The sequence below is a fragment of the Streptomyces sp. SAI-135 genome, assembly GCF_029893805.1.
GTDB lineage: Bacteria > Actinomycetota > Actinomycetes > Streptomycetales > Streptomycetaceae > Streptomyces.
The window spans coordinates 5,704,007-5,726,375 of the sequence record NZ_JARXYP010000002.1; the positions used below are offsets into that span (position 1 = coordinate 5,704,007).

General features: G+C 70.8%; 17 protein-coding genes and 1 pseudogene. 10 read left to right on the plus strand and 8 right to left on the minus strand.

The annotated features are described in order from the left end of the window. Positions 1-30 precede the first annotated feature (30 nt). Both M2163_RS30465 and leuE read left to right on the plus strand, forming a co-directional pair. Positions 31-1,611 (plus strand): methylmalonyl-CoA mutase family protein, encoded by a 1,581-nt coding sequence (locus M2163_RS30465; protein WP_280895569.1) that lies wholly within the window; start codon positions 31-33, stop codon positions 1,609-1,611. A gap of 17 nt (positions 1,612-1,628) precedes the next feature. Beyond that, positions 1,629-2,283: pseudogene (gene leuE / locus M2163_RS30470) on the plus strand (leucine efflux protein LeuE). On the opposite strand, the gene M2163_RS30475 reads toward leuE, so the two are convergent. Continuing rightward, positions 2,273-3,670, minus strand: coding sequence for an FAD-dependent oxidoreductase (locus M2163_RS30475; RefSeq protein ID WP_280895570.1), 1,398 nt, complete (start codon positions 3,668-3,670; stop codon positions 2,273-2,275). The pseudogene leuE and the gene M2163_RS30475 overlap by 11 nt on opposite strands. A 69-nt stretch (positions 3,671-3,739) precedes the next feature. Here M2163_RS30475 and M2163_RS30480 point away from each other — a divergent pair, with 69 nt between their 5' ends. After that, positions 3,740-4,387: a TetR/AcrR family transcriptional regulator gene (locus tag M2163_RS30480; protein WP_280895571.1), complete on the plus strand. Its 648-nt coding sequence runs from the start codon at positions 3,740-3,742 to the stop codon at positions 4,385-4,387. A gap of 12 nt (positions 4,388-4,399) precedes the next feature. Here M2163_RS30480 and M2163_RS30485 read toward each other — a convergent pair whose 3' ends face one another. Next, positions 4,400-5,515: an acyltransferase gene (locus M2163_RS30485; protein WP_280854112.1), complete on the minus strand. Its 1,116-nt coding sequence runs from the start codon at positions 5,513-5,515 to the stop codon at positions 4,400-4,402. 240 nt (positions 5,516-5,755) lie between these two features. Here M2163_RS30485 and M2163_RS30490 point away from each other — a divergent pair, with 240 nt between their 5' ends. From M2163_RS30490 to M2163_RS30500, 3 genes are read left to right on the plus strand one after another with little or no spacing between them, the layout of a single operon-like run. After that, positions 5,756-7,219, plus strand: coding sequence for a glycosyltransferase family 29 protein (locus tag M2163_RS30490; protein WP_280849691.1), 1,464 nt, complete (start codon positions 5,756-5,758; stop codon positions 7,217-7,219). Further along, positions 7,216-9,549, plus strand: a complete 2,334-nt coding sequence (locus M2163_RS30495; protein ID WP_280849690.1) for a glycosyltransferase — start codon at positions 7,216-7,218, stop codon at positions 9,547-9,549. The genes M2163_RS30490 and M2163_RS30495 overlap by 4 nt, the downstream gene beginning before the upstream one ends. Positions 9,550-9,556: 7 nt before the next feature. Beyond that, positions 9,557-11,248: a hypothetical protein gene (locus M2163_RS30500; protein WP_280849689.1), complete on the plus strand. Its 1,692-nt coding sequence runs from the start codon at positions 9,557-9,559 to the stop codon at positions 11,246-11,248. Here M2163_RS30500 and M2163_RS30505 read toward each other — a convergent pair. The 6 genes from M2163_RS30505 to M2163_RS30530 form a co-directional block, all read right to left on the minus strand. Continuing rightward, entirely contained in the window at positions 11,238-12,509 is a 1,272-nt protein-coding gene (locus M2163_RS30505; RefSeq protein ID WP_280895572.1) for an NAD(P)/FAD-dependent oxidoreductase, read from the minus strand. The genes M2163_RS30500 and M2163_RS30505 overlap by 11 nt on opposite strands. Continuing rightward, positions 12,506-12,925, minus strand: coding sequence for a GtrA family protein (locus tag M2163_RS30510; protein WP_280849687.1), 420 nt, complete (start codon positions 12,923-12,925; stop codon positions 12,506-12,508). The genes M2163_RS30505 and M2163_RS30510 overlap by 4 nt, the downstream gene beginning before the upstream one ends. Further along, positions 12,915-13,937, minus strand: a complete 1,023-nt coding sequence (locus tag M2163_RS30515) for a glycosyltransferase family 2 protein (RefSeq protein WP_280895573.1) — start codon at positions 13,935-13,937, stop codon at positions 12,915-12,917. Before M2163_RS30515 ends, M2163_RS30510 begins: the two co-directional genes overlap by 11 nt. Positions 13,938-14,039: 102 nt before the next feature. Then, positions 14,040-14,882: an FkbM family methyltransferase gene (locus M2163_RS30520; protein ID WP_280849685.1), complete on the minus strand. Its 843-nt coding sequence runs from the start codon at positions 14,880-14,882 to the stop codon at positions 14,040-14,042. Positions 14,883-15,015: 133 nt separating this feature from the next. Continuing rightward, complete coding sequence (locus M2163_RS30525) at positions 15,016-16,371, minus strand: alpha-2,8-polysialyltransferase family protein (protein ID WP_280895574.1); 1,356 nt, start codon at positions 16,369-16,371, stop codon at positions 15,016-15,018. Continuing rightward, positions 16,371-17,357 carry a glycosyltransferase family 2 protein gene (locus tag M2163_RS30530; protein WP_280849683.1) on the minus strand — a complete coding sequence of 329 codons (987 nt, stop codon included), beginning with the start codon at positions 17,355-17,357 and terminating at the stop codon, positions 16,371-16,373. Before M2163_RS30530 ends, M2163_RS30525 begins: the two co-directional genes overlap by 1 nt. A 198-nt stretch (positions 17,358-17,555) precedes the next feature. Here M2163_RS30530 and M2163_RS30535 point away from each other — a divergent pair, with 198 nt between their 5' ends. From M2163_RS30535 to M2163_RS30550, 4 genes are all read left to right on the plus strand, one after another. Continuing rightward, a complete protein-coding gene (locus M2163_RS30535) occupies positions 17,556-18,899 on the plus strand; it encodes a DUF6716 putative glycosyltransferase (RefSeq protein WP_280895575.1) in 1,344 nt (447 codons plus the stop codon). Between the two features lie 23 nt (positions 18,900-18,922). Continuing rightward, complete coding sequence (locus tag M2163_RS30540; RefSeq protein ID WP_280849681.1) at positions 18,923-20,173, plus strand: N-acylneuraminate cytidylyltransferase; 1,251 nt, start codon at positions 18,923-18,925, stop codon at positions 20,171-20,173. A 15-nt stretch (positions 20,174-20,188) separates the two neighbouring features. Continuing rightward, positions 20,189-21,127, plus strand: coding sequence for an N-acetylneuraminate synthase family protein (locus M2163_RS30545; protein WP_053851978.1), 939 nt, complete (start codon positions 20,189-20,191; stop codon positions 21,125-21,127). 104 nt (positions 21,128-21,231) lie between these two features. Next, positions 21,232-22,305: a hypothetical protein gene (locus M2163_RS30550; RefSeq protein WP_280849680.1), complete on the plus strand. Its 1,074-nt coding sequence runs from the start codon at positions 21,232-21,234 to the stop codon at positions 22,303-22,305. Positions 22,306-22,369: the final 64 nt, after the last annotated feature.

Consider the following 22,369-nt stretch of genomic DNA (forward strand, 5'->3'; position numbering starts at 1 on the left):
TTCGCCCGGGACCGCAATACGGTGGTGGGCATGACGCGTGAGTCGGAGTCCGGACTGCCCATCGAACCCGTCTACGGCCCCGGCGCCCTCCGGGGCTGGGACCCCGAGGAGAAGCTCGGCGAGCCGGGCGGGTACCCCTTCACGCGGGGCGTGTACCCGTCGATGTACACCGGCCGCCCCTGGACCATGCGCCAGTACGCCGGTTTCGGCACGGCGACCGAGTCCAACGCCCGCTACCGGCAGCTGATCGCCCACGGCACGACGGGCCTGTCGGTCGCCTTCGACCTGCCCACCCAGATGGGCCACGACTCCGACGCCCCGATCGCCCACGGCGAGGTCGGCAAGGTCGGTGTGGCGATCGACTCGGTCGACGACATGCGCGTGCTGTTCGACGGGATCCCGCTGGACCAGGTGTCCACGTCGATGACGATCAACGCACCGGCCGCACTGCTGCTCCTGCTGTACCAACTGGTCGCCGAGGAGCAGGGGGTGAGCGCCGACCGGCTGACCGGCACCATCCAGAACGACGTGCTGAAGGAGTACATCGCGCGCGGGACGTACATCTTCCCGCCCAAGCCCTCGCTGCGGCTGACCGCGGACATCTTCAGGTACTGCAGGACCGAGATCCCCCGGTGGAACACGATCTCGATCTCCGGCTACCACATGGCGGAGGCGGGTGCCTCGCCCGCACAGGAGATCGCCTTCACGCTCGCCGACGGCATCGAGTACGTGCGCGCGGCGGTCGCGGCCGGCATGGACGTCGACGACTTCGCCCCCCGCCTGTCGTTCTTCTTCGTCGCGCGGACGACGATCCTGGAGGAGGTCGCCAAGTTCCGCGCGGCCCGGCGGATCTGGGCCCGGGTGATGCGGGAGGAGTTCGGCGCGCGCAACCCGAAGTCGCTGATGCTCCGCTTCCACACGCAGACGGCCGGCGTGCAGCTGACGGCCCAGCAGCCGGAGGTCAACCTGGTCCGGGTCGCCGTCCAGGGCCTGGCCGCGGTCCTCGGCGGCACCCAGTCGCTGCACACCAACTCCTTCGACGAGGCCATCGCGCTGCCCACCGACAAGTCGGCACGGCTCGCCCTGCGCACCCAGCAGGTGCTGGCGTACGAGACCGACGTGACCGCGACGGTCGACCCGTTCGCCGGCTCGTACGTCGTCGAGTCGATGACCGACGACGTCGAGGCGGCCGCGCTGGAGCTGATGCGGAAGGTCGAGGATCTCGGCGGCGCGGTCGCCGCCATCGAGCACGGCTTCCAGAAGAACGAGATCGAGCGCAACGCCTACCGCATCGCCCAGGAGACGGACTCCGGCCAGCGGGTGGTCGTGGGCGTCAACCGCTTCCGGCTCGACGAGGAGGAGCCGTACGAACCCCTCCGCGTCGACCCGGCCATCGAGGCCCGGCAGGCGGAGCGGCTGGCCCGGCTGCGCGCCGAACGCGAGCGGTCCGCCGTCGACTCGGCCCTCGCCGCCCTGAAGAAGGCGGCGGAGGGCGAGGACAACGTCCTCCACCCGATGAAGGACGCGCTGAGGGCCCGGGCGACGGTGGGCGAGGTGTGCAACGCGCTGCGCGAGGTGTGGGGGACCTACGTCCCGTCGGACGCGTTCTGAATGCGACACTCGTCAGCATGTTCGGTGTCATCGACCTCCCCACCTATCTGGCAGGCCTCGTCCTGATCGTCCTGCTGCCCGGCCCCAACTCGCTCTACGTCGTCTCCGTCGCCGCGCGGCGGGGTGTGCGGGCCGGGTACACCGCCGCGGCCGGGGTGTGGTGCGGGGACGCCGTGCTGATGACCCTGTCCGCCGCCGGGGTCGCCTCACTGCTCCAGGCCAACGCCGTGCTGTTCGGGATCGTGAAGTACGCGGGGGCCGGGTACCTGACCTGGCTCGCGGTGGGGATGCTGCGGGCCGCGTGGGACACCTGGCGGTCGCGGCGGTCGCCCGTGGCCGAGGCGGAGGCGGCCGCCGACACCGGCCCGGGTGAGCGGGCCGTACCGCAGGGCCCTCGTGATCAGCCTGTTCAACCCCAAGGCGATCCTGTTCTTCGTCGCCTTCTTCGTGCAGTTCGTGGATCCCGGGTACGCGTACCCCGCGCTGTCCTTCGTCGTCCTCGGGGCGTTCGCGCAGGCGGCCAGCTTCCTGTACCTGACCGCGCTGATCTTCGGCGGGACCAGGCTGGCGGCCGCGTTCCGGCGGCGGCGACGGCTCGCCGCCGGGGCGACGTCGGCGGCGGGGGCGCTGTTCCTCGGGTTCGCCGTGAAGCTGACGCTCGCTAGCGCGTGAACCCCCGGCCGGCGTAGGCCACCAGCTTCGAGGCGTCCTCACCCGCCCAGCCCACATAGCCGTCCGGACGCACCAGGAACAGTCCCTTGCCGTACGAGGGCTGCTCGTCACCGGTGACCACCCGCACCGCCTCCGGCAGCTCCGGTGCCTCGACACCGATCGCCAGCAGTGTCCAGTGCGGGCCACGGAAGGCGTCGAAGAGCCGTACGCCCGCCAGCTTCCCGTCGGGGGCGCGGTCGCCCGCCCGCAGTCCGTCGGGTGCCGTGCGCGTCTCCTGCGTGAGGGAGGAGTCCCGGTAGCCCAGGCCGAGTTGGCGGGTGGCCTCGCCCCGGCGGACCTCTCCCCGGTGCACGCCCGTCGAGAGGCCGAGCATCTGCGCGGCGATGGGGCGGCGCTCCTCCTCGTAGGTGTCCAGGAGGCCGGCCGGGGCACCGCCGCGCAGGACCGCTCCGAGCTTCCAGCCCAGGTTGTAGGCGTCCTGGACGCTCGTGTTCAGGCCCTGTCCGCCCGCGGGGGAGTGGATGTGGGCCGCGTCACCGGCGAGGAAGACCCGGCCGGAGCGGAAGCGGTCCGCGAGGGCCGCGCGGGGCCGGAAGTCGGAGGCCCAGCGGACCTCGGTCACCGACTCGGGGGCGAGGTGGGAGCGGGCCGCGACGACCTCGCGGACGGCGTCGGGGGACAGGTCCACCCGGGTGCCCTCCGGGAACTGGGCCACGATCTGGAAGTCCTCCGTGCCGGCGAGCGGGCAGATCGAGAGGTAGCCGGCCTCGCCGCGCGGCGGGAAGATGTGCCAGTTGTCGCGGTCGAGGCCGGTGATGCGGGCGTCCGCGACGAGCAGCGGGTTGGGGTCGACCGTCTCGCCCGTCATGCCGATGCCGAGGGTCCGGCGCACCACCGAGCGGCCGCCGTCGGCGGCGACGACGTACCGGGCGTGGACGTCCGCGTCCGCCGCGAAGCGCACGGTCACCCCGTCGGCGTCCTGCTCGAACCCCACGGCCTCCCGGCCGAAGGCCACCTGCCCGCCGAGCTCTCGCAGCCGTGCGAACAGCACCTCCTGGGTGCGCCACTGCGGCACCATCCAGGGGGCGTTGTAGGGCGAGTCCTCCGTGGGTTCGGCCGGCTCGAACATGTGGTGCTCACCGACCCGCTCGCCGTCCTGCCAGACCATGCCGACCGGGTAGGTCCCGCCGACCGCGAGGATCGCGTCGAGCACGCCGAGGTCGTCGAAGACCTCCATGGTGCGCGGCTGGAGGCCCTTGCCGCGCGAGCCGGGGAACAGCCGGTCCGCCTTCTCCACGACCAGTGCGTCCACCCCCCGCCGGGCGAGGTCGACACCGAGGGCGAGTCCGGTGGGGCCGGCGCCGACGATCAGTACGTCCGTGTTCATGGCATCTCCTTAACGCCGTTAAGTGCCGTCGGTCGCAAGCGTGCCCTTAACGCTGTTAAGCTGTCAAGCGTGAGTACCGAGAAACGTCCGCCCCTGGACCGCGCGCGGGTCGCCGACACCGCCCTGAAGCTCCTGAACGAGGTGGGCCTCGACGGCCTCACCCTGCGGGCCATCGCCAAGGAACTCGACGTCAAGGCCCCGGCCCTGTACTGGCACTTCAAGGACAAGCAGGCGCTGCTCGACGAGATGGCGACGCAGATGTTCCGGCGGATGCTCGCCGGTACCGCGCTCGACCCGTCCGACACCTGGCGCGAGCGGCTCCTCAAGTCCAACCGCGGCCTGCGCGCCGCCCTGCTCGGCTACCGCGACGGCGCCAAGGTCTACAGCGGCTCACGCTTCACGGGCCTGGTCCACGTCGAGCAGATGGAGGACACCCTCACCCTCTTCACGGCCGCCGGCTTCACCCTCGCCCAGGCGGTCCGGACCACGTCGACGTCGTACCACTACACCCTCGGCTTCGTCACCGAGGAACAGGGCGTGGAGCCGCTGCCCGGCGAACGCCGGGAAGGCTTCGACGTGACGGAACGCGCCCGCCTGATGGCCGACTTCCCGCTGTCGGCGGCGGCGGGCGCGGAGATGTTCCAGGACTTCGACCGGCACTACGAGGAGGGCCTGGCGTTGCTCATAGCGGGGATCGAGGCGCGCTACGGGGTGTGACCGCGGCCGGGGTCAGCGCTGGAGCGCCGCGCGCAGTCGTGGGGTCAGCGGCTTCTCGACGAGCCGGTTCAGGAGCCAGGCCAGCGCCAGCATCGAGGCGATCGTCAGCGCGAAGGTCACCGACGCCGGAAGGCCCAGATGGCGGTGCAGGGCGCGGACGACCACCCAGCCCAGGTGCTCGTGCACCAGGTAGAAGGGGTACGTCAGCGCCCCGGCCACCGTCAGCCAGCGCCAGTCGGCCCACCGCAGCCAGCCCAGCGCGATCGCCGCGACCGCGACGAACCCGAAGGCGACGACCAGCACGATGCCCAGCGAGGTGCGGTGGGCGAAGGCGTTCGGATCGGACACGTTCCACAGGGACTTGACCGCGTAGTGCTGCCCGATCAGGAAGCTGACCGCCACGATGCCCCAGGCGTACACGTCCCGCCGGTCGAGGTGGACCAGGTAGAGGCCGACACCGCCGATGAAGAAGGAGGCGTACTCGGGCATGAACACCACGTCGAGCAGCGGCTGGTGCGCGGCCTGGGTGAGGACCGCCGCCAGCGTCCAGCCGGCGCAGAACATGATCACCCGGCGCCGGGAGGCCCCGGGCAGGACCACGCACAGCGCGAACAGCGCGTAGAAGCGGACCTCCGCCCACAGCGTCCAGCAGACGCCGAGCACGCGGTCGACGCCCAGCGGCATCTGAAGCATCGTCATGTTCACCAGGACGTCGCTGGGCGAGAGCGCCTTGTAGGCGACCGCCGGCAACGCGAACACCGCCGTGACCAGCAGCACGGCCACCCAATAGGCGGGCAGCAGCCGGGACGCCCGGGAGGCGAAGAACGATTTCAGGGGCCGGCCCCAGCCGCTCATGCAGATCACGAATCCGCTGATCACGAAAAAGACCTGGACGCCGAGGCAGCCGTAGGAGAAATAGGTGTGCAGCGTCGGGAACTGGCGCTGGGCCGAGCTTCCCCAGGACTGGGTGATTTCGCCGCCGCGGCCGCCGTAGTGGTACGCGGCCACCATCAGCGCGGCCACCAGCCGCAGTCCGTCCAGGGCCCGCAGCCGGGTCTCGCGCGGGCGCGGTGGGGGCAGTTGCCCTTCCGGCCGCCGGGGCAGGTCGGGTGCCGGCCGGACGGTCATGCTGGTCACGGAAATCCCCTTCGCAAGCTCTGAAGAGCCTAAGTCACTCCTGTGGATGCGCCCCAGCACGTTAGTCCGAATCACGGCGATGTCTTACGCACCGGACCAACGATTGGCCTTCTGGTCCCGGTGAGTTCACCTGAATGTCGTTTTGGCTTTCTAAGTTCGCCCAGAATCCCCCCACCTCGCAGTAAACCCATGAACTTGCCTTTGCTTCGGCAAGAAAACAACAGGAGTGCCATGACGACGGTCCAGAAGAGGCGTGCACGCGCGCGTGGAGGGGAGCTGGACGACTGCCTGCGCGCCTGCGCGGCGCACAGCGGCAAGGTGGTCGGCAGCATCGACCGCCGCCGTGTCGAGCTCGGCGAACAGCTGCGCAAGCTGCTCGTCGTCTGGGGCACCACCGCCACGGCCACCCCGGCGACCCCCGCTCCCTCCGGTGCCACCGCCCTGCTGAAGCGGGCCGTCAAGGGCGCCGCGACCCCCTCGTCGAACATCCCGGCCGAACTCCTCGACGCCCTGCTGGCCGTCGGCAACAAGGCCCTGGAGTGCGGCTACGACGACGAGCTGAACCTCGCCCTCGTCATCAGCGACACCGTCCTCGCCCAGCGCAGGAACTCCCGCGCCGGCTGGCGGCTGCGCGCCCGGCTCCTGGAGGCCCTGGGCGAGGAGGCCGAGGCACTGGAGGCGTACGAGAAGTACCTGAGCCTCACCGACGACGACGGTTTCGGCGTCCGCGCCCGGATCGCCGGCCTGCGCATCGCGGGCGAGAAGGAGCGCGAACTCCTGGAACTCCTCAAGCACCAGGTACCCGGCGCCCGCGCCTTCGCCGGCCGCCCCGCCACCGACGTGTGGGCCGAGGGGCTGGCCGCGCACGCCGTCGGCGACTGGACCGAGGCCGAGCCGAGGCTGGTGGGAGCGCTCCTCGCGCTGTACGACGAGAACGCCCCGGTGCAGGAGCGGCAGGAACTGCTCAGCCAGTACCTCGACCTGCGCTCCACCGAGGACACCGACGGCCCGGCGTTCACCCGGGCCGTCGAGCTCTACGCCGAACAGCGCCGCAACCGCATGCGCGGCCCCGTCGCCGACCCCACCGTCGGCGGCGTGCAGTGGATCACCCTCGGCGAGTTCCGCAACCAGATCGCTGGCAAGTCGATCTGCCTGATCGCCAACTCCGGTCGGGTGGGCGCGAGTTCCATGGGCGCCGAGATCGACGCGTACGACCTCGTCGTCCGCTTCAACTCGTACCGGATCGACCCGAGGCACACCGGCGCCAGGACCGACATCCACGTCACGATCCACAAGCACGGCTTCAACTGGGACCAGCAGGTCACCACCCGCCTGGTCTTCGGCGGCGTCTCCGGCGACTGGAAGTACTCGCTGCGCAACCGCCTGGTGCCCGGCGCCCAGACCTACCTCGGCGACGAGTCGCTGCGCTGGCCCCTGCGCAACATCGGCAAGGTCGGCACCGACGTCTGGTCCGGCATCCCGACCTCGGGCTTCAACATGCTGTGGCTGCTGGACTTCCTCGACGTGAGCCCGAAGCTCGACCTGATCGGCTTCGACTTCTACGAGAGCGGCGCCTACCGGGTCCAGGAAGCGATGAAGCTCGCCATCACCTCCGTGCACGAATACACCAGCGAGAAGGCATGGGTCATGGAGCGGGCCCAGAGCGTGACCGACATGAGGATATCCCTGCGATGACCACGAACACCCTTACCGGGACCGCCGCCCCCCTGGCCCCGGTGACCGACGCGCACGCGCTCACCGGCAAGCGGAAGATCGCCTTCGCCAGTTTCGTCGACGAGAACTACCTGCCCGGATTCCTCACCCTGCTGCGCAGTCTCGCGCTGTCCAACCCGGGCGTGTGCGAGGACTTCGTCGTCCTCTACGACGACCTGAAGCCCGGCTCGATCGCCCGGATCCGCGCGCTGCACCCGAGGATCGTCCTCAAGCGGGTCGACGCCGACCACTACGACTCGTACAAGAAGGGCGACCAGGACAACTACCTGGTCCGCAAGGCGTACTTCATCCTGGACGTCTTCAGGATCCGCGAGTACGACACCATCATCACCCTCGACACCGACATGGTGGTGCTCGGCGACCTCGGTGAACTCCTGCGGCTGCGCGAGGGACTCGCGGCCGTCCCGCAGTTCTTCTACGGGCAGCACAAGCTCAACTCCGGTCTGCTGGTCATCCAGCGCGAGTACCTGAGCGACGCCTTCTGCGCGAAGCTCGACCAGTGCGGCCGCTCCGGCGACTACGAGCTCGACAAGCACGACCAGGGCATCCTCAACGCCGTCCTGGACGGCGACTTCGTGCGCCTCGACGCCCGCTACAACTTCGTCAAGCGGCGGCTCTCGGGCGACCTGCCGGTCCCCGACGACACCGCGATCCTGCACTTCACCGGCCGCCACAAGCCCTGGCAGGGCGGCGAGGCGGGGTACAGCCGGGCCGAGGAGCGCTGGCGCGAGTTCGAGCTGTCCGACGCCGAGTTCCAGGCCGCCTACATGGAGCAGCAGGGCGGGCTGCACCACGACCTGATCGTGCACTACGGCACCCCGCACGTGGCGCGCACCGGGGACGTCGAGACCGCCCGCAAGGTGGCCGCCGCCCACATCTCCACCGGCGACTACCAGGACGCCGTCGACATCCTCGGCAGCGTCCGCATCCCGCTCGACGAGGCCTGGCCGCACGAGGTCCTCGGCCACGCCCTGATGAGCGTCTCCCGCTACGACGAGGCAAGGACCCAGCTCCTGCTGGCCTCGGCCGCCCCCAACCGGGCCGCCACCGCCTACGCCCGCCTCGCCCAGATCGCCTGGGTGCACGGCGACAACGCCGAGGCCCTGCGGTACGCCACGGCCGGCATGTCCGTCGACCCCACCCACCGCTCCAGCCGGCTGTGGGCGCAGCGCGCGGCCGCCGTGCCGCCCCAGGAACTGGGCGCCCCCGAGGACCAGTTGGCGCATGTCGCCTTCTACATGGACCGGCAGGGCAACGCGGGCGACAAGCTCCTGCCCGAGAGCGTCCGCTCCGCCTTCGGCCCCGACACCACCTCCCGCCGCTGGCACTCGGTGCACGCCCACCGCCTCTTCGACGAGGGCGCCCTCCAGCGCGTCAACCGCCGCCGCGGCCTGGTCATCGGCGGCGGCGGCCTGTTCATCCCGGACACCATGCCCAACGGCAACAGCGCCTGGCAGTGGAACGTCCCGGACGAGCTCCTGAAGCGCATCGACGTGCCCATCGCGGTCTTCGCGGTCGGCTTCAACGCCTTCGACGGCCAGTCCTACCGGGCGAACCGCTTCCGCGACTCGCTCCGGCTGCTCGTCGAGCGGTCCGCGTTCTTCGGGCTGCGCAACCACGGCTCCATCGAGAAGGTGCGGGCCATGGTCCCGGCCCACCTGCACGACAAGATCCGCTTCCAGCCCTGCCCGACCACGGTCACCCGCCAGTTGGTCCCCGGCTGGCAGGACCCCGGCAAGCGCGACGACACGATCCTGATCAACGCCGCCTACGACCGTGCCGGCCTGCGCTTCGGCCACGACTACGGCTACTTCCTGGCCCAGATGGCGAAGGCGGTCCGGGAACTGGGCGAGCTGGCCGAGGTGCAGTGCGTGGCGCACTCCCTGGACGACGAGAAGATCGTCTTCGACCTGCGGCGCGAGCACGGCATCTCGATGCCCGTCATCCCGATGTACGACTTCGAGAACAAGGAGATCCTCGACCTCTACGCCCGCACCAAGCTGGTCATCGGCATGCGCGGCCACGCGGGCATGATCCCCTTCGGCTGCGGCACCCCGATCATCAGCCTCATCTCGCACCCGAAGATGGCGTACTTCCTGCGGGACATCGAGCGGCCCGAGTGGGGCGTCTCGGTCCACGACCGGCACCTCGCCGACCGCCTGGTGGAGCGGTCGAGGGAACTCCTCGCCGACCACGACCGGACGGTCGCCGACGTCCACGGCCGCCAGCAGGAGCTGTGGAAGGTCACCGAGGCCAACGCGGCCGACCTGCGGGTCCTCCTGGGCGGCTGAGCACACCATGACGACGACCCTGGCCGGCGACACCTCCGTACGGCCCACCGCGCCCGGCGACCGCCGCTCACCCCTGAGGTGGGCGGCGGTCGCCGTGCCGTCCGCGGCCGCCGTGGTGTACACCGTGCTCACCCGCGGTCTCACCGGCGACCTCCACTACGTCCTGGCCGCCCTGCGCACCGGCCGGGCCGCCGGCTATTCCCCCTCGGAGGTCTTCACCCACCGCCCGTTCTTCTACCGGTGGTTCGTCGCCCTCCTCGACCGCCTCGCCTTCTTCGGAGGCACGGCGGTACGCGAGACGGTGATGAACACGGCGGGCGTCCTGCTCGCCGCCGCCGCGGCCTACGCCCTGTACGCGGCCCTGCTGCGCCGGACCACGCCCCGCGAGGCCGCGCTGACGGCCGGCGCCACCGGGCTCGCCCTGGCCCTCGCCCCCCGCAACGACTTCCTCCAGCCGGAGTGGACGGCCGTCGTCCTCACGGTGTTCGCCGTCGCCGCCGCCCTCGGCCCGCGGCGGCCCTGGCCCGCGGCCCTGCTCGCCGCGCTCCCCCTCGGCCTCGCGGTGATGATGAAGTACTCCACCGCCGCGACCGCCGCGATCGGCGTGCTCCTCGTCTACGCGGTAGACCGGGGCCGGGCGGTACGCATCGCCGCGGTCGGCGTCCCGGCCGCACTGGCGCTGTTCGGTCTGAGCGTCCTCGCGGGCACCCGCGAGTGGCAGTGGACCGAGGACATGCCGCAGATCAACCAGTCGGCGCTCAGCCGGACCGGCATCCGCCCGCACTTCATCCTCGAACGCACGGTGGACTTCCTGGCCGACCGCGCGGTCACCAGCCCGGTGCTGCTGCTCGCGCCGGGTGCCCTGCTGCTCGTCCTGATGCGGGTCCGGGGCAGGCTGCGCCGCACCGAACTCCTCGTGATCGCCGCGCTCATAGGTCTCGCCGCGCAGGCGGTCGTGGTCGTGCAGGGCAACTGGTTCCTGTACCACGGCGCACAGATGCCGGTGGTGGCGGCGGTCGTGTGGGGTGTCGCGGTGGGCGGGGCGCGCAGGTCCCCGCCGTGGTGCTTCGGGGCCGTGTCCCTGCTGTACGGCGTCCTGCCCGTGGTGTACGCCCAGCTGCCCGGCAGGTTCCAGCGGCCCTGGGAGGTCTGGGCGGCCGGGCTGGTCGCCCTGCTCGCCGCCGCGGTGGACGTCCTGCTGGAGAAGCGGCTGCGGAACCGGTCGGCCGTCCTGGTCGCCCTGTCCGGCCTCGTCCTGCTGGCCGCGAGCATCTGGCCCGGCTCCCCGCACCTGGTGCTGCGCGGCAAGGTCACCGTCACCGGCTCCGGGTACCTGGAGCAGCAGCGGCGCACGGCCGAGGAGGTCGACCGGATCGCCGCCGAACTGCCCCCCGGCGCCCCGGTGCTGTACCTGGCCTTCGGCGAGACGGCGTACGACCTCGACCACCCGGCGCAGTGCCGGTACCCGATCGCCACGTTCCTCCAGCGCACCCGCTATCTGCCGGACGTGGCCGAGCTGAAGTCGTTCCGGGAGAACGCCGACTGCGTCGACCACGACCCGGCCCCGTACGCGGTGCTGGAGCGGCCCTGGTTCCAGCCGGGCCACGTCGACCCGGAACTGTGGCACCGGGTCACCGCCGTGTACGACTGCCCGCCCGGGAATCCGGGCGAGCGGCTGGTGCTGTGCGTCAGGCGTTGAGCCCGAGCGCGGCGGTGACCTCGCGGGCCATCGCCACCGAGTAGCTCTGCCCCCGGTCCTGCGGGTAGATCTGCGCCATCGTGGCCAGCGTGACCCGGCTCATGGGCGTCTCATGGGCCGGGATCAGCGCACGGTACTCCGGCGTCACCACCGGCTGGGCGAACCCGGCCTTCGAGAAGTGCCAGGTCTGGATCCAGGACCTGTCGAAGGCCGGGTTGATCCGCTTCAGATACGGCACGAACTCGTCGAGCAGCTGACCCGGGTCCGTGGTGAACCGCCGGTCCTCGCGCTCCACGTAGTTGCCGACGTAGAGGATGTGCCGGCCGCCGTAGACGGACGGGTCGATCATCCTGGTGTGCTCGACCACCGCGAGGAACGGGAAGTCCGGCTCGTTGATGTTGAGCCAGTAGTACGGGATCACACTGCGGTCCAGCTCCAGGACGAAGCAGGTGGCGCCCAGGTACTGGTTCTTCCACACCGCACTGTCGTCGGGCAGCCCGGCCGCCTTCGCGAAGGCCGGCTGCGGGGTGGTGACGATCAGCCGGTCGAACGCGTACGACGACCCGTCCGCGCAGGTCACGACGGCCTCGTCGGCCCCGTCCTGCCGGATCGACTCGACCGCCTTGCCGAACTCCACCTTCCCGCCGCGCTCCTCGATCCCGTCCCTGAGAGCCGCGTACACCCGCTCGAACCCGCCGTCCACATAGCCGAGTTCGAACGTCCGGCAGTGGATCCGCGCCCACAGCCACGCCATCGACACCTGTTCGGCACGGTCACCGAACTTGCCGCGCAGCAGCGGCTCCCAGATCGCGGCGGTGGCCTTCTTCCCGGCCCACTTGCGCAGCCAGGCCAGCGCGGTGAGGTCGTTGTAGCGGTCGCCGCCGTTGCGGACCGCCTTCAGCACCGCCGAGGACCCGGCGAAGCGCACGGCGTCGAGCGGGCCGAACTCCGGGAAACGCAGCATGTCGAGGGGCGTGGTGAAGTCGATGAGCTTGCCGCCGCGGTAGATGCCCGTGGTCGGCCGGTGGAAGCGCAGGGCGTCACCCAGCCCCAGCTCCTCGATGAGCGCGATCATCGCCTTGTCGCTGCGGAAGATGTGGTGGTAGTAGCGCTCCAGCGGAACCCCGCCGACCTCCAACGACGCGGCCAGGCCGCCGAGTTCACGGGCCGCCTCCAGCAGGGTGACCTGGTGCCCGGCGCGTACGGCGTCCCAGGCGGCGGTGAGGCCGGTGGCGCCCGCGCCGATGATGCCGAGGTTCATGCGAAGCTCCACTTTCTGTTGAGCACGAACTGGAGCGCCAGGACCAGGGGCAGCGAGGCCGCCTTGATCAGGTTGGCGTCGATCCCCAGGCCGTCGGTGAAGGCGAGGAAGAGCAGGTTCGTCAGGACGATGCCGGTCAGGCCGACGGCGTAGAACCGCAGGAAGCGCACGACCAGGCGGTCGCGGCGCTCGAAGGTGAACCGTGCGTTCAGCACGAAGTTGTTGGCGATGCCGAGGGTGGTGCTGATCGCGTTGGCGAACTGCTCGTCCATCCCGGCCGCGTTGTGCAGCAGCAGGAAGGCGACGAGGTCGAGGGCGACCCCGCTGCCGCCGATCAGGGTGTAGCTGAGCAGCTGCCGGGTCAGCCGCCGGGCCGGAGCGGCCGTGGTCCCGGGCGCCGTGGTGTCAGCGCTCACCGTCGCCGCCGATGACCTCGCGCACCAGATACAGCGGCCGGCCCTGCGCCTCGCTGTAGATGCGCCCCACGTACGCGCCGATGACGCCCAGCGACAGCATCTGCGTGCCGCCCAGGAACAGCACGACGCACATCATCATCGTCCAGCCGGAGACGGTGATGTCGGGGCGGAAGAACTTCATCGCGAGCGCGTAGACGATGCCGAGCAGCGACAGCGCGAGCACCACGAAGCCGAGCCGGGTGATCATCTTCAGCGGGGCGGTGGAGAAGCTGGTCATGCCGTCGACCGCGAGACGGGCCATCTTGCGCAGCGGGTACTTCGTCTCGCCCGCGAAGCGTTCGTCGCGGTCGAAGGCCACCTCGGTCTGCCGGTAGCCCATCGAGGCGACGATCCCGCGGACGAACCGGCTGCGCTCGCGGTACTTGCGCAGCTCGTCCGCCACCCGCCGGTCAAGGAGGCGGAAGTCCCCGGTGTCCAGCGGGATGTCCACGTCGGTGGAGGACCGCAGGACCCGGTAGTAGAGGTGGGCGGTGGCCCGCTTGAACGCGGTGTCCTGCCGGGAGCGCCGACGGGCGTGCACGATCTCGGCGCCCTCCCGCCAGGCGTCCACCAGCTCCAGGCTGACCCGCGGCGGGTCCTGCAGATCGGTGTCCATCACGATCACCGCGTCGCCCCGGGCCACGTCGAGACCGGCGGTGATGGCGATCTGGTGCCCGAAGTTGCGGGCGAAGTCGACGACCCGGACCCGCTCGTCGTTCTTGGCGAGGTCCTTCAGGATCGCCAGCGAGCCGTCGCCGGAGCCGTCGTTGACGTACACCAACTCGTAGTCGAACTCCGGGCGTTCACCGAGTGCCGTGGTCAGCTCGGTGTGGAACGCCGTGATGCCGTCTTCCTCGTTGTAGACCGGGAGGACGTACGAGACGAGGGAGCGGCGAACGGGCTCCGGTCCCGGCTGCGTCAGCTCTGCCGGGACGACGTCGGGTATTCGCGGTCGAATGTCCTGCTGGGGCATTCGGAGAAGCTATGGAAGGTCTGTGAACGTCCGTCGAACTGGCTGTGGCCGGAAGCCGTCCGCCCCCTTTCGCTTCCCCTTCGCCCCCGGCCGGCCGAAGTGTCAGTCGTGCGGCGTGAACAGGAGGTTCCGCGTCCTGTGCGGCCGGGGCGCGTACCACGGGACGAGCGTGCCGTCGTGCTCGGTGACCCAGTGGCAGTCGTAGCCGAGCGGATCGAACTCGGCGAGGAGATCCTGCATGTCCGCGTCCCGTAGCGCTTCGAGCAGCACCGTCGGCCGGTCGCGCTTGAGGACCTGGCGGGCGCCCCGCAGGACCGACAGCTCATGGCCCTCGACGTCGATCTTCATCAGGTCCAGCCTGGTCTCGGCGAACACCTCGTCGAGGCGGACCAGCCGGATCCGCTTCTGCTCGGCGTCGGCTGCACCGCCCTCCAGGGTCGAGCCCGTGGACAGGAGGTTGCCCGCGAAGCGGACGCTGATCTCGGCCCAGCCCGCCTCGCCGGACACGCCCGCCTGGTACAGCCTCACGTTCTGGGCGGAGTTGGACCGCACGTTCACCGAGAGCCGGGCGTGGATCTGGTCCACCGGCTCGAAGGAGTGCACCTTCGCCTTCGGGTTGGCGAGGGCGGCGATCATCGAGAAGTAGCCGACGTGCGCCCCGACATCGGCGATCGTCGTGCTCCTCGCGGCGAGCCGGGACCAGGTGGCGAGGCTGCCGGGCTCGTAGCCGAACCGGCCGTTCCACAGCGTGTCCAGGCCGACCGCGTCGTCATTCACGCAGAACATCACGAAAGGCGGGCAATAAGGGGAGTCGATCTCCACATAGCCGCGATAGGGGAATTTCTTCCGGTGGGTGCGGATGATGTCACTGGTGGCGACGGGCCGGACAGATGGTGCGTGCGCCAGCATGCGGGCGTTGGCTTCTTCGAGCTGGGGGATACGCATCCCGCGATCGTAGGGGCGCACCACGGCCTTGTCACAGGTCCCACAAAGCGCGAAAGGCCAGGTCACAAGCGTATGACCTGGCCTTTCCCGAAGGGTCGCGCACGGGCTTCCCGTGGTTCACCCAGTGTTCCGCCTAGCGTTTCACAGCCTTCTTCAGCGCCCGCGCCCGCCGCACCACGCGGCGCGCGGTGGAACTGCGCGGCAGGAAGGTCAGGCGCTCCGGGATCCCGCCCGGCAGTCCCAGCGCCGTCAGGCGCTTCTTGCGGAAATAGCGGCGGGTGCGCGGGCCGAAGTGCTGGGAGAGATAGCGTTCCGCGGCCGGACGCAGCGACGGATGGATCTGCGGTTGCAGCGTGAAGCCGAGCGCCGTGATCAGGGCGTTGAGCATGTCGGCGGGGACGGCCTCCTGCCCTGCCCGGCCCTCCAGGTCCGGCAGCACCGCGTCGGCCAGCACCACCGGCACCCGGTTGCTGTTCTGGTACGGCGTCAGCCGATCGAGGAGCAGCTCGGTGCCGATGCGGGCGGCGGGCAGGTCGTAGAGGCCGGATGCCGTGAACAGGGCGGTGGAGAAGCAGCCGACGACCAGTGCGGGCCGGGCCTTCTCGAACAGCACCTCGGCGAGCACCGGGGTGTCCAGGACGGTCAGGTCCACCCCGAGCCGCTCCGCCTCGGCCTCCAGGACGCGGCTGAAGCGGGCCGGCGCGCTGGGGTGCGGCTTGAAGACGACCGAGCGGTGCCCCTGGGCGACCGCGCCCTTCAGCATCCGTACGTGCAGGTCCTCCTCCTCCGCGGGGGTCAGGATGTCCAGTGCGGAGAGGTACTGGCCGAGCAGCAGCGCCGCGTTGTCCGGCAGCGGCGGCAACTCCTCGACGGCGGCGGTCAGTTCACCCATCGCCTTCAGGAAGGCGGACGTCGGCACCACCACCGGCGGCACGTCGAACTCGGTCAGCAGCAGCGGGGTGAGCCCCGCGACCAGGTCCAGGTGGAGCAGGCGGCGCACCCGGGTGCCGACCAGCGGGTCGAGCTTGTTGCGGGTGGGGCCGTAGCTCATCAGTCCGTCGGCGTAGACGTCGACGGGGGCGCCGGTGAAGATCTGGGCGACGGTGAGGGCGGGGGCGACCTGGATGGACTCCAGGACCAGTTCGACCCGGTCCTCGCCGAGGCCCCACAGCAGCCGCAGATAGCGCTCGAACAGGGGGATGTCGTCGGGGCGGGGCGTCCAGGAGCCGGGGTGGAAGGGGCGGATCGCCTCGTTCCAGGAGAGCACCTCGTCGAAGTGGTCGCGCAGCGGCGCGAAGCCCGGCATCTCGTCCAGCGGCACCGAGGTCTCCGGGGTCGCCGTGTTGTTGAACACCAGCAGCACCCGGCGCTCGGGCTCCTCGAAGAGGTCGGAGTCGATCGCGGCGGCCAGCGTGACCGCGCCGTACAGCGTCGAGGCGCAGAAGATCTGGGTCGTACCCGGGCTTGTGCGGGAACTGGTCGTGGACATCACGCGGCCGCCTTCGCAGTGGTGGCCCGTCGCCGCAGCCGCCGCAGTTTGGCGGAGCGACGCAGGTCCATGGTGTCGAGCACGTCACCGAGCATGTCCTGCGGCATCCGCCTTATGGCCGCCGCGCTCATGGCCCGCAGCTGCTTGGCCACGGCCGGCTCCCACTTGGACTCGTCGGAGAGATGGTGGGCGATGATCGCACAGTAGGTGCGCACCGCCTTCGGCAGCAGCCGGTCGGCGTCCCGGTCCGCCGCCGTCTCCTCGACGACCTGGTCGAAGGCGCGGATGAAGTCGAGCTGGCGGGCGTCGCCGATCTGGGTGAGGGAGGAGGCCACCCCGCGCCGGTAGAACACGCCCAGCAGGCTCACCACGGCGAACGACCCGGCCTCGCGGTGCAGCTTCCAGATCCACGGCCGGTCCTCGGCCGTGCGCAGCCCGTCGGTGAAGTGCAGCAGACCCCGGTCGAGCAGTCGGCGGTGGTAGGCACCGGCCCACGCGTACGCGTAGTCCACGGAGGTCGAGCGGTCGGCGGGCAGGATCGCCTCCCGCGGGTTCATCACCTCGCCCCGCCGCCCGATCGGGACCCGGTGCACGGTCCGGGCGCGGGCGACGGTCTGCACATGGTCGGTGCGGACGAAGTCGCAGCCCAACTCCTCGATGGCGGCGAGCAGTTCCGGGAGGTAGCCCGGCGCGAGCCAGTCGTCGCCGTCCAGGAAGGTCAGATACTCGCCGCGCGCCGCGTCCAGGCCGGTGTTGCGCGCGGTGGCGAGCCCTCCGTTCGTCTCGTGGTGGAGGACCTGCACCTGGGCGACGTCCGAGAGCTGCTCGGCCGCGCGGTCGAGAATCGCTGGAGTTTCGTCCTTGGATTTGTCGTTCACCAGCACGAACTCGAAATCTCTCCGCGCATTCATGCGAAGACTTCGGAGGGTGTCCGGCGCGTATTGCTGCACGTTGTAGAACGGCACGATGACGGAGAGCTTTGGCACCCGCGAAACGTTAGGTCCCGGTCCGGCAGCGGAACTTTCCGGCAAGGGGACTGCGGGTGAACTCGATGTGTCGGAACGGTGCATCCCGTGTACTTCCCGGTCCTCGGCGGGCCAGTTCGGCTCTCGGTGGGCTGTTGTTAACTTTTCGTTGATTCGCGGTTGGGCGGGACCTAGGAATTGCTTCCTAGCGTCGTCGTCGTGCCGCCAAGTACAACGAAGTCCCTTCGAATCGCCGTCCTCGCGGACTCCGACACCCGCTGGAAATGGGGTGCGCTGACCGCCGACCGCATCGCCCCGGGCCCGTCCATGGAAGCCGGACCCCGCGACGGGGCGCAAGTCGGCCTCGCGCTGGACGGATACCTGCTGCGCGGCCGGGCCACGCCCACCGCACGTCAGCTCGAAGAGGTCGGCGTGCGCGCGGACTCCCTGCGGGAGGTCACCGCCGTCGAGTTCCTGCACGCCATGGACGGGACGTCGTACGACATCGTCGTGCTGGCCCTGGTCGGCGGCGGTGTCCAGGCCATGCTGCACGGCCTGGCACGGGTCTGGGAGGGCCTGGAGAAGCGGCCCGTCGTCGTCACCGGTTATGTCGGGGTCGTCTACGAGAAGCTCGCCGACGGCCTGCTCCTGCGGCACGGAGCCGATCTGGTCCTCGCCAACTCCCGCCAGGACGCCGAGCGTTTCCGCGCGGTGTACGAGGGTGTGGGCGCGGACGCCTCGTCGGTCACGGAGGTGGCGCTGCCGTTCCTCGGCGGTGCGGCCTACGAAGGGGAACACGACCCGTACACCGTGGTGTTCGCGGTCCAGCCCTCGGTGCCGGACAACCGCCGGGACCGGGTGTACCTGCTGGACCGCCTCATCCGGCACGCCCGGCTGCACCCCGAGCGCGAGGTGCTGCTCAAGCTGCGCTCCAGGCCGGGTGAACACACCACGCACATCGAGGAGCTGCCGTACCAGAAGCTGATCCAGCGGCTCGATCCGCCGGCCAACTTCCGCCTGGTGTACGGCAACATGGGCGAGGTCCTGGACCGGACCGACCTGCTGGTCACCATCAGCTCCACCGCGGCCCTGGAGTCGCTGCACCGGCGCATCCCCACGGCCGTCCTGACCGACCTGGGCATCCGCGAGGTCCTCGGCAACCACCACTTCGTGGGCTCCGGCTGCCTCGCCTCCTGGGACCAACTGGACGCCGGACAACGGCCGTTGCCCGACGAGGAGTGGGTCGCCCGGCAGGGGGTGGTCGCCGACGGCTCGTACGCGCACGCCTTCGACGCGGCCCGCGAGCGCATCGCCAAGCTGCTGGCCGCTCCCGAACGGCCCCCGCTGACCCCGTACTACACACCCGTCACCGCCCCCGGCTACCTCCCCGGCATCCTCGCCCGCCACCACCTCGGCCCCGACGGCACACCGCTGCCCGGCGCCCCCGCCCACGACAGGGAGCCGGGCCCGGTCCGGCAGATCGTGCGCCGCGCGGCCCGGGGCGCCTACCGGCACGGCGTGCAGCGCGTGGCGCCCGTGATCCGGCGGATGGGGGAGCTGTGACCCCGTATCAAGGAGAAGACCCCATGTCCCACCCGCACACCGTGCGCCGGGTGCTCGCGGTGATCCCCGCGCGCGGCGGCTCCAAGGGCGTGCCCGCGAAGAACCTCGCCCCCGTCGGAGGCGTGCCGCTGGTGGCCCGTGCCGTGCGCGAGTGCCGTGCCGCCCGGCTGGTGACGGACGTCGTGGTCTCCACCGACGACCAGGCCATCGCCGCCGCCGCGCGTGCGGCGGGCGCCGAGGTCGTGCTGCGGCCCGCCGCCATCGCCGGCGACACCGCCACCTCGGAATCCGCCGTCCTGCACGCCGTGGACGCCCACGAGGCCCTGCACGGCGCCGCTGTCGACGTCGTCGTCTTCGTGCAGTGCACCAGCCCGTTCCTGGTCCGCGAGGACATCGACGGGGTCGCCGCCGCGATCGTCGAGAACGACGCCGACACCGCCGTGACCGTGGCCCCCTTCCACGGATTCATCTGGCGCGACGCCGACGACGAGACGGCCGCCGGTACCGTCACGGAGGCCGCCGCGGCCACCGGCGGCGGCTACGGCGTCAACCACGACAAGTCCTACCGCCCCCGCCGCCAGGACCGCCCCCAGGACCTCCTGGAGACCGGCGCCGCCTACGCGATGGACGCGGCCGGCTTCCGCAAGCACCAGCACCGCTTCTTCGGCCGCACCGAACTGGTCCGCACCGACCCGGCGCGCGTGCTGGAGATCGACGACCACCACGAACTGGCCCGCGCCCGCGCGCTGGCCCCCCTCTTCGACGCGGACCGCCCCGGTTCGCTGCCCTCCTTCGAGGACGTGGACGCGGTCGTCCTGGACTTCGACGGCACCCAGACCGACGACCGGGTGCTGATCGACGCCGATGGAAAGGAGTTCGTCTCCGTGCACCGCGGCGACGGACTCGGCATCGCCGCCCTGCGCAAGTCGGGCCTGAAGATGCTGATCCTCTCCACGGAGCAGAACCCGGTCGTCGCCGCCCGCGCACGGAAGCTGAAGATCCCCGTGCTGCACGGCATCGACCGGAAGGACCTCGCGCTGAAGCAGTGGTGCGAGGAGCAGGGCATCGCGCCCGAGCGCGTGCTCTACGTCGGCAACGACGTCAACGACCTCCCGTGCTTCGCCCTCGTGGGCTGGCCCGTGGCGGTCGCGAGCGCCCACGACGTGGTACGCGGCGCCGCCCGTGCGGTCACCACCGTCCCCGGTGGCGACGGCGCGATCCGAGAGATCGCCAGCTGGATCCTCGGCCCCTCTCTCGACTCCCTCGACAAGTAAGGACACCTCCCCGCCATGAGCAACTCCCGTCTGCGCACCTTCGGCACCGAGCGCGTCGCAGGACCCGGCCAGCCCGTCTACATCTGCGGCGAGATCGGCATCAACCACAACGGCGAGCTGGAGAACGCCTTCAAGCTCATCGACGTGGCCGCCGAGGCCGGCTGCGACGCCGTGAAGTTCCAAAAGCGCACCCCCGAGATCTGCACCCCGCGCGACCAGTGGGACATCGAGCGCGACACCCCCTGGGGCCGGATGACCTACATCGACTACCGCCACCGCGTGGAGTTCGGCGAGGACGAGTACCGCCAGATCGACGAGTACTGCAAGGAGAAGGGGATCGCCTGGTTCGCCTCCCCGTGGGACACCGAGGCCGTCGCCTTCCTGGAGAAGTTCGACGTCCCCGCCCACAAGGTGGCCTCCGCCTCCCTCACCGACGACGAGCTCCTGCGCGCCCTGCGCGCCACGGGCCGTACGGTCATCCTCTCCTCCGGCATGTCGACGCCGAAGCAGATCCGCCACGCGGTCGAGGTCCTCGGCTCGGACAACATCCTTCTCTGCCACGCCACTTCGACGTACCCCGCGAAGGCCGAGGAGCTCAACCTGCGCGTGATCAACACGCTCCAGGAGGAGTACCCGAACGTCCCGATCGGCTACTCCGGCCACGAGACGGGCCTGCAGACCACGCTGGCCGCCGTGGCGCTGGGCGCGGTGTTCGTCGAGCGCCACATCACCCTGGACCGCGCCATGTGGGGCTCCGACCAGGCCGCGTCGGTGGAGCCGCAGGGCCTTCAGCGCCTGGTCCGCGACATCCGCACCATCGAGGCCTCCCTCGGCGACGGCGTCAAGAAGGTCTACGACTCCGAGCTCGGCCCCATGAAGAAGCTGCGCCGCGTCACGGGCGTCGTCGCCGAGGCGGAGATCGCCGCGGCCGCGGGCGAGCCGGTCTCGGTCTGAGTCACCAGGTACCGGGTCCTCGGACGTCGTCCGTCCGAGGACCCGGCGCGTCTTCCGCTTACGCGCCCCTCAGGAGCGCCCTACGACGGGACGGTCGTACGTCGATGAGCCCCCGCGCCGGGAACACCGGCCCCCACACTCTCGCGTTCGTCGAGAGCCCGGTCCAGCTCCTGAACGTGCTGGAGTGGGCGCACGCGCACGCACCCGGCGCGGAACTCACCCTCGTCGTGCTGTCCCCGACCGACCCCATGACCCGCGGCCAACTGCGCCGGATGGCGGAACTCGCCCGCGAGGAGGGCCACGAGGTCCGCTGGGAGGAGGCGAGGGGCGGCGCCGCGGCCCCCTTCCAGACCATCGGCGGCCTGGCGGGCATGCTCCGCAGAGCGGACCGGATCGTCCTGGGCGACCCGTTCTCCCGGTACGTACAGCTGCTGCTGACCATCACCAAAGCCCCCGACCTGGTCGTCGTCGACGACGGCACGGCGACGATGGAGTTCGTGTCCCAACTGGCCCGCGGCGAACGCCTGGTGCGCTGGCACCGCAAGGGCGGCCGCCCCAGCCCCCGCGACCTCGCCTTCGCCCCGGTCTCGGCGGCGGCCCGCAAACGCCTGACGCCGGGGGAGGGCCGCGGCGTCGAGATCTTCTCGTCGATGCCGATGGAGGAGACACCGGCGGGAGTGACGGTCTCGGTGAACTCCTTCGCCTGGACCCGGGCCCGCTTCGGCCCGCCGCGCATCACGAAGGGCGCCGACATGGTCGGCACGTCCCTCGTCGAGACGGGCGTGGTGGACGCCGACCGCTACCTGGAGGCCGTGACCCGCCTGGCCAAGTCCCATGGCGCCACGCGCTACTTCGCCCACCGCCGCGAGTCGACGGAGAAGCTCCACCGGCTGGCCGTGGAGACGGGACTGGAGATCGTCCGCCCCGACCTCCCGCTGGAACTCATCGCCCGCCGCGGCCCGATCGGCCGTACGATCCTCAGCTTCCCCTCGACGGTCGTCCACACCCTGCCCCTGGCCCTGGCCGGCACGGAGGTCCGCGTGGCCGTGTGCGACATCGACCCGGACTGGCTCACGGAGACCGCGTCCCCCCGGGCCCAGGGCTTCCTGTCGGGGGTCACGGGGACGGCACGGGACGTGCATCGGCTGTCCGCGGTGTCGGCGATACCGGCTGTCTGAAACTCCGAGGGCGGCTCCCAGCTCAATCGTCTAGCATCAACGTTCACTTGTGCGACGTTCGATG

Bases quoted from the DNA above. Each gene is read 5' to 3' on its own strand.
- M2163_RS30465 (WP_280895569.1), top strand. From the start codon at position 31: ATGACGCGTGAGTCGGAGTCCGGACTGCCCATCGAACCCGTCTACGGC.
- M2163_RS30475 (WP_280895570.1), bottom strand. From the start codon at position 3,670: ATGAACACGGACGTACTGATCGTCGGCGCCGGCCCCACCGGACTCGCC.
- M2163_RS30485 (WP_280854112.1), bottom strand. From the start codon at position 5,515: ATGACCGTCCGGCCGGCACCCGACCTGCCCCGGCGGCCGGAAGGGCAA.
- M2163_RS30490 (WP_280849691.1), top strand. From the start codon at position 5,756: ATGACGACGGTCCAGAAGAGGCGTGCACGCGCGCGTGGAGGGGAGCTG.
- M2163_RS30495 (WP_280849690.1), top strand. From the start codon at position 7,216: ATGACCACGAACACCCTTACCGGGACCGCCGCCCCCCTGGCCCCGGTG.
- M2163_RS30500 (WP_280849689.1), top strand. From the start codon at position 9,557: ATGACGACGACCCTGGCCGGCGACACCTCCGTACGGCCCACCGCGCCC.
- M2163_RS30505 (WP_280895572.1), bottom strand. From the start codon at position 12,509: ATGAACCTCGGCATCATCGGCGCGGGCGCCACCGGCCTCACCGCCGCC.
- M2163_RS30515 (WP_280895573.1), bottom strand. From the start codon at position 13,937: ATGCCCCAGCAGGACATTCGACCGCGAATACCCGACGTCGTCCCGGCA.
- M2163_RS30520 (WP_280849685.1), bottom strand. From the start codon at position 14,882: ATGCGTATCCCCCAGCTCGAAGAAGCCAACGCCCGCATGCTGGCGCAC.
- M2163_RS30525 (WP_280895574.1), bottom strand. From the start codon at position 16,371: ATGTCCACGACCAGTTCCCGCACAAGCCCGGGTACGACCCAGATCTTC.
- M2163_RS30540 (WP_280849681.1), top strand. From the start codon at position 18,923: ATGTCCCACCCGCACACCGTGCGCCGGGTGCTCGCGGTGATCCCCGCG.
- M2163_RS30545 (WP_053851978.1), top strand. From the start codon at position 20,189: ATGAGCAACTCCCGTCTGCGCACCTTCGGCACCGAGCGCGTCGCAGGA.
- M2163_RS30550 (WP_280849680.1), top strand. From the start codon at position 21,232: ATGAGCCCCCGCGCCGGGAACACCGGCCCCCACACTCTCGCGTTCGTC.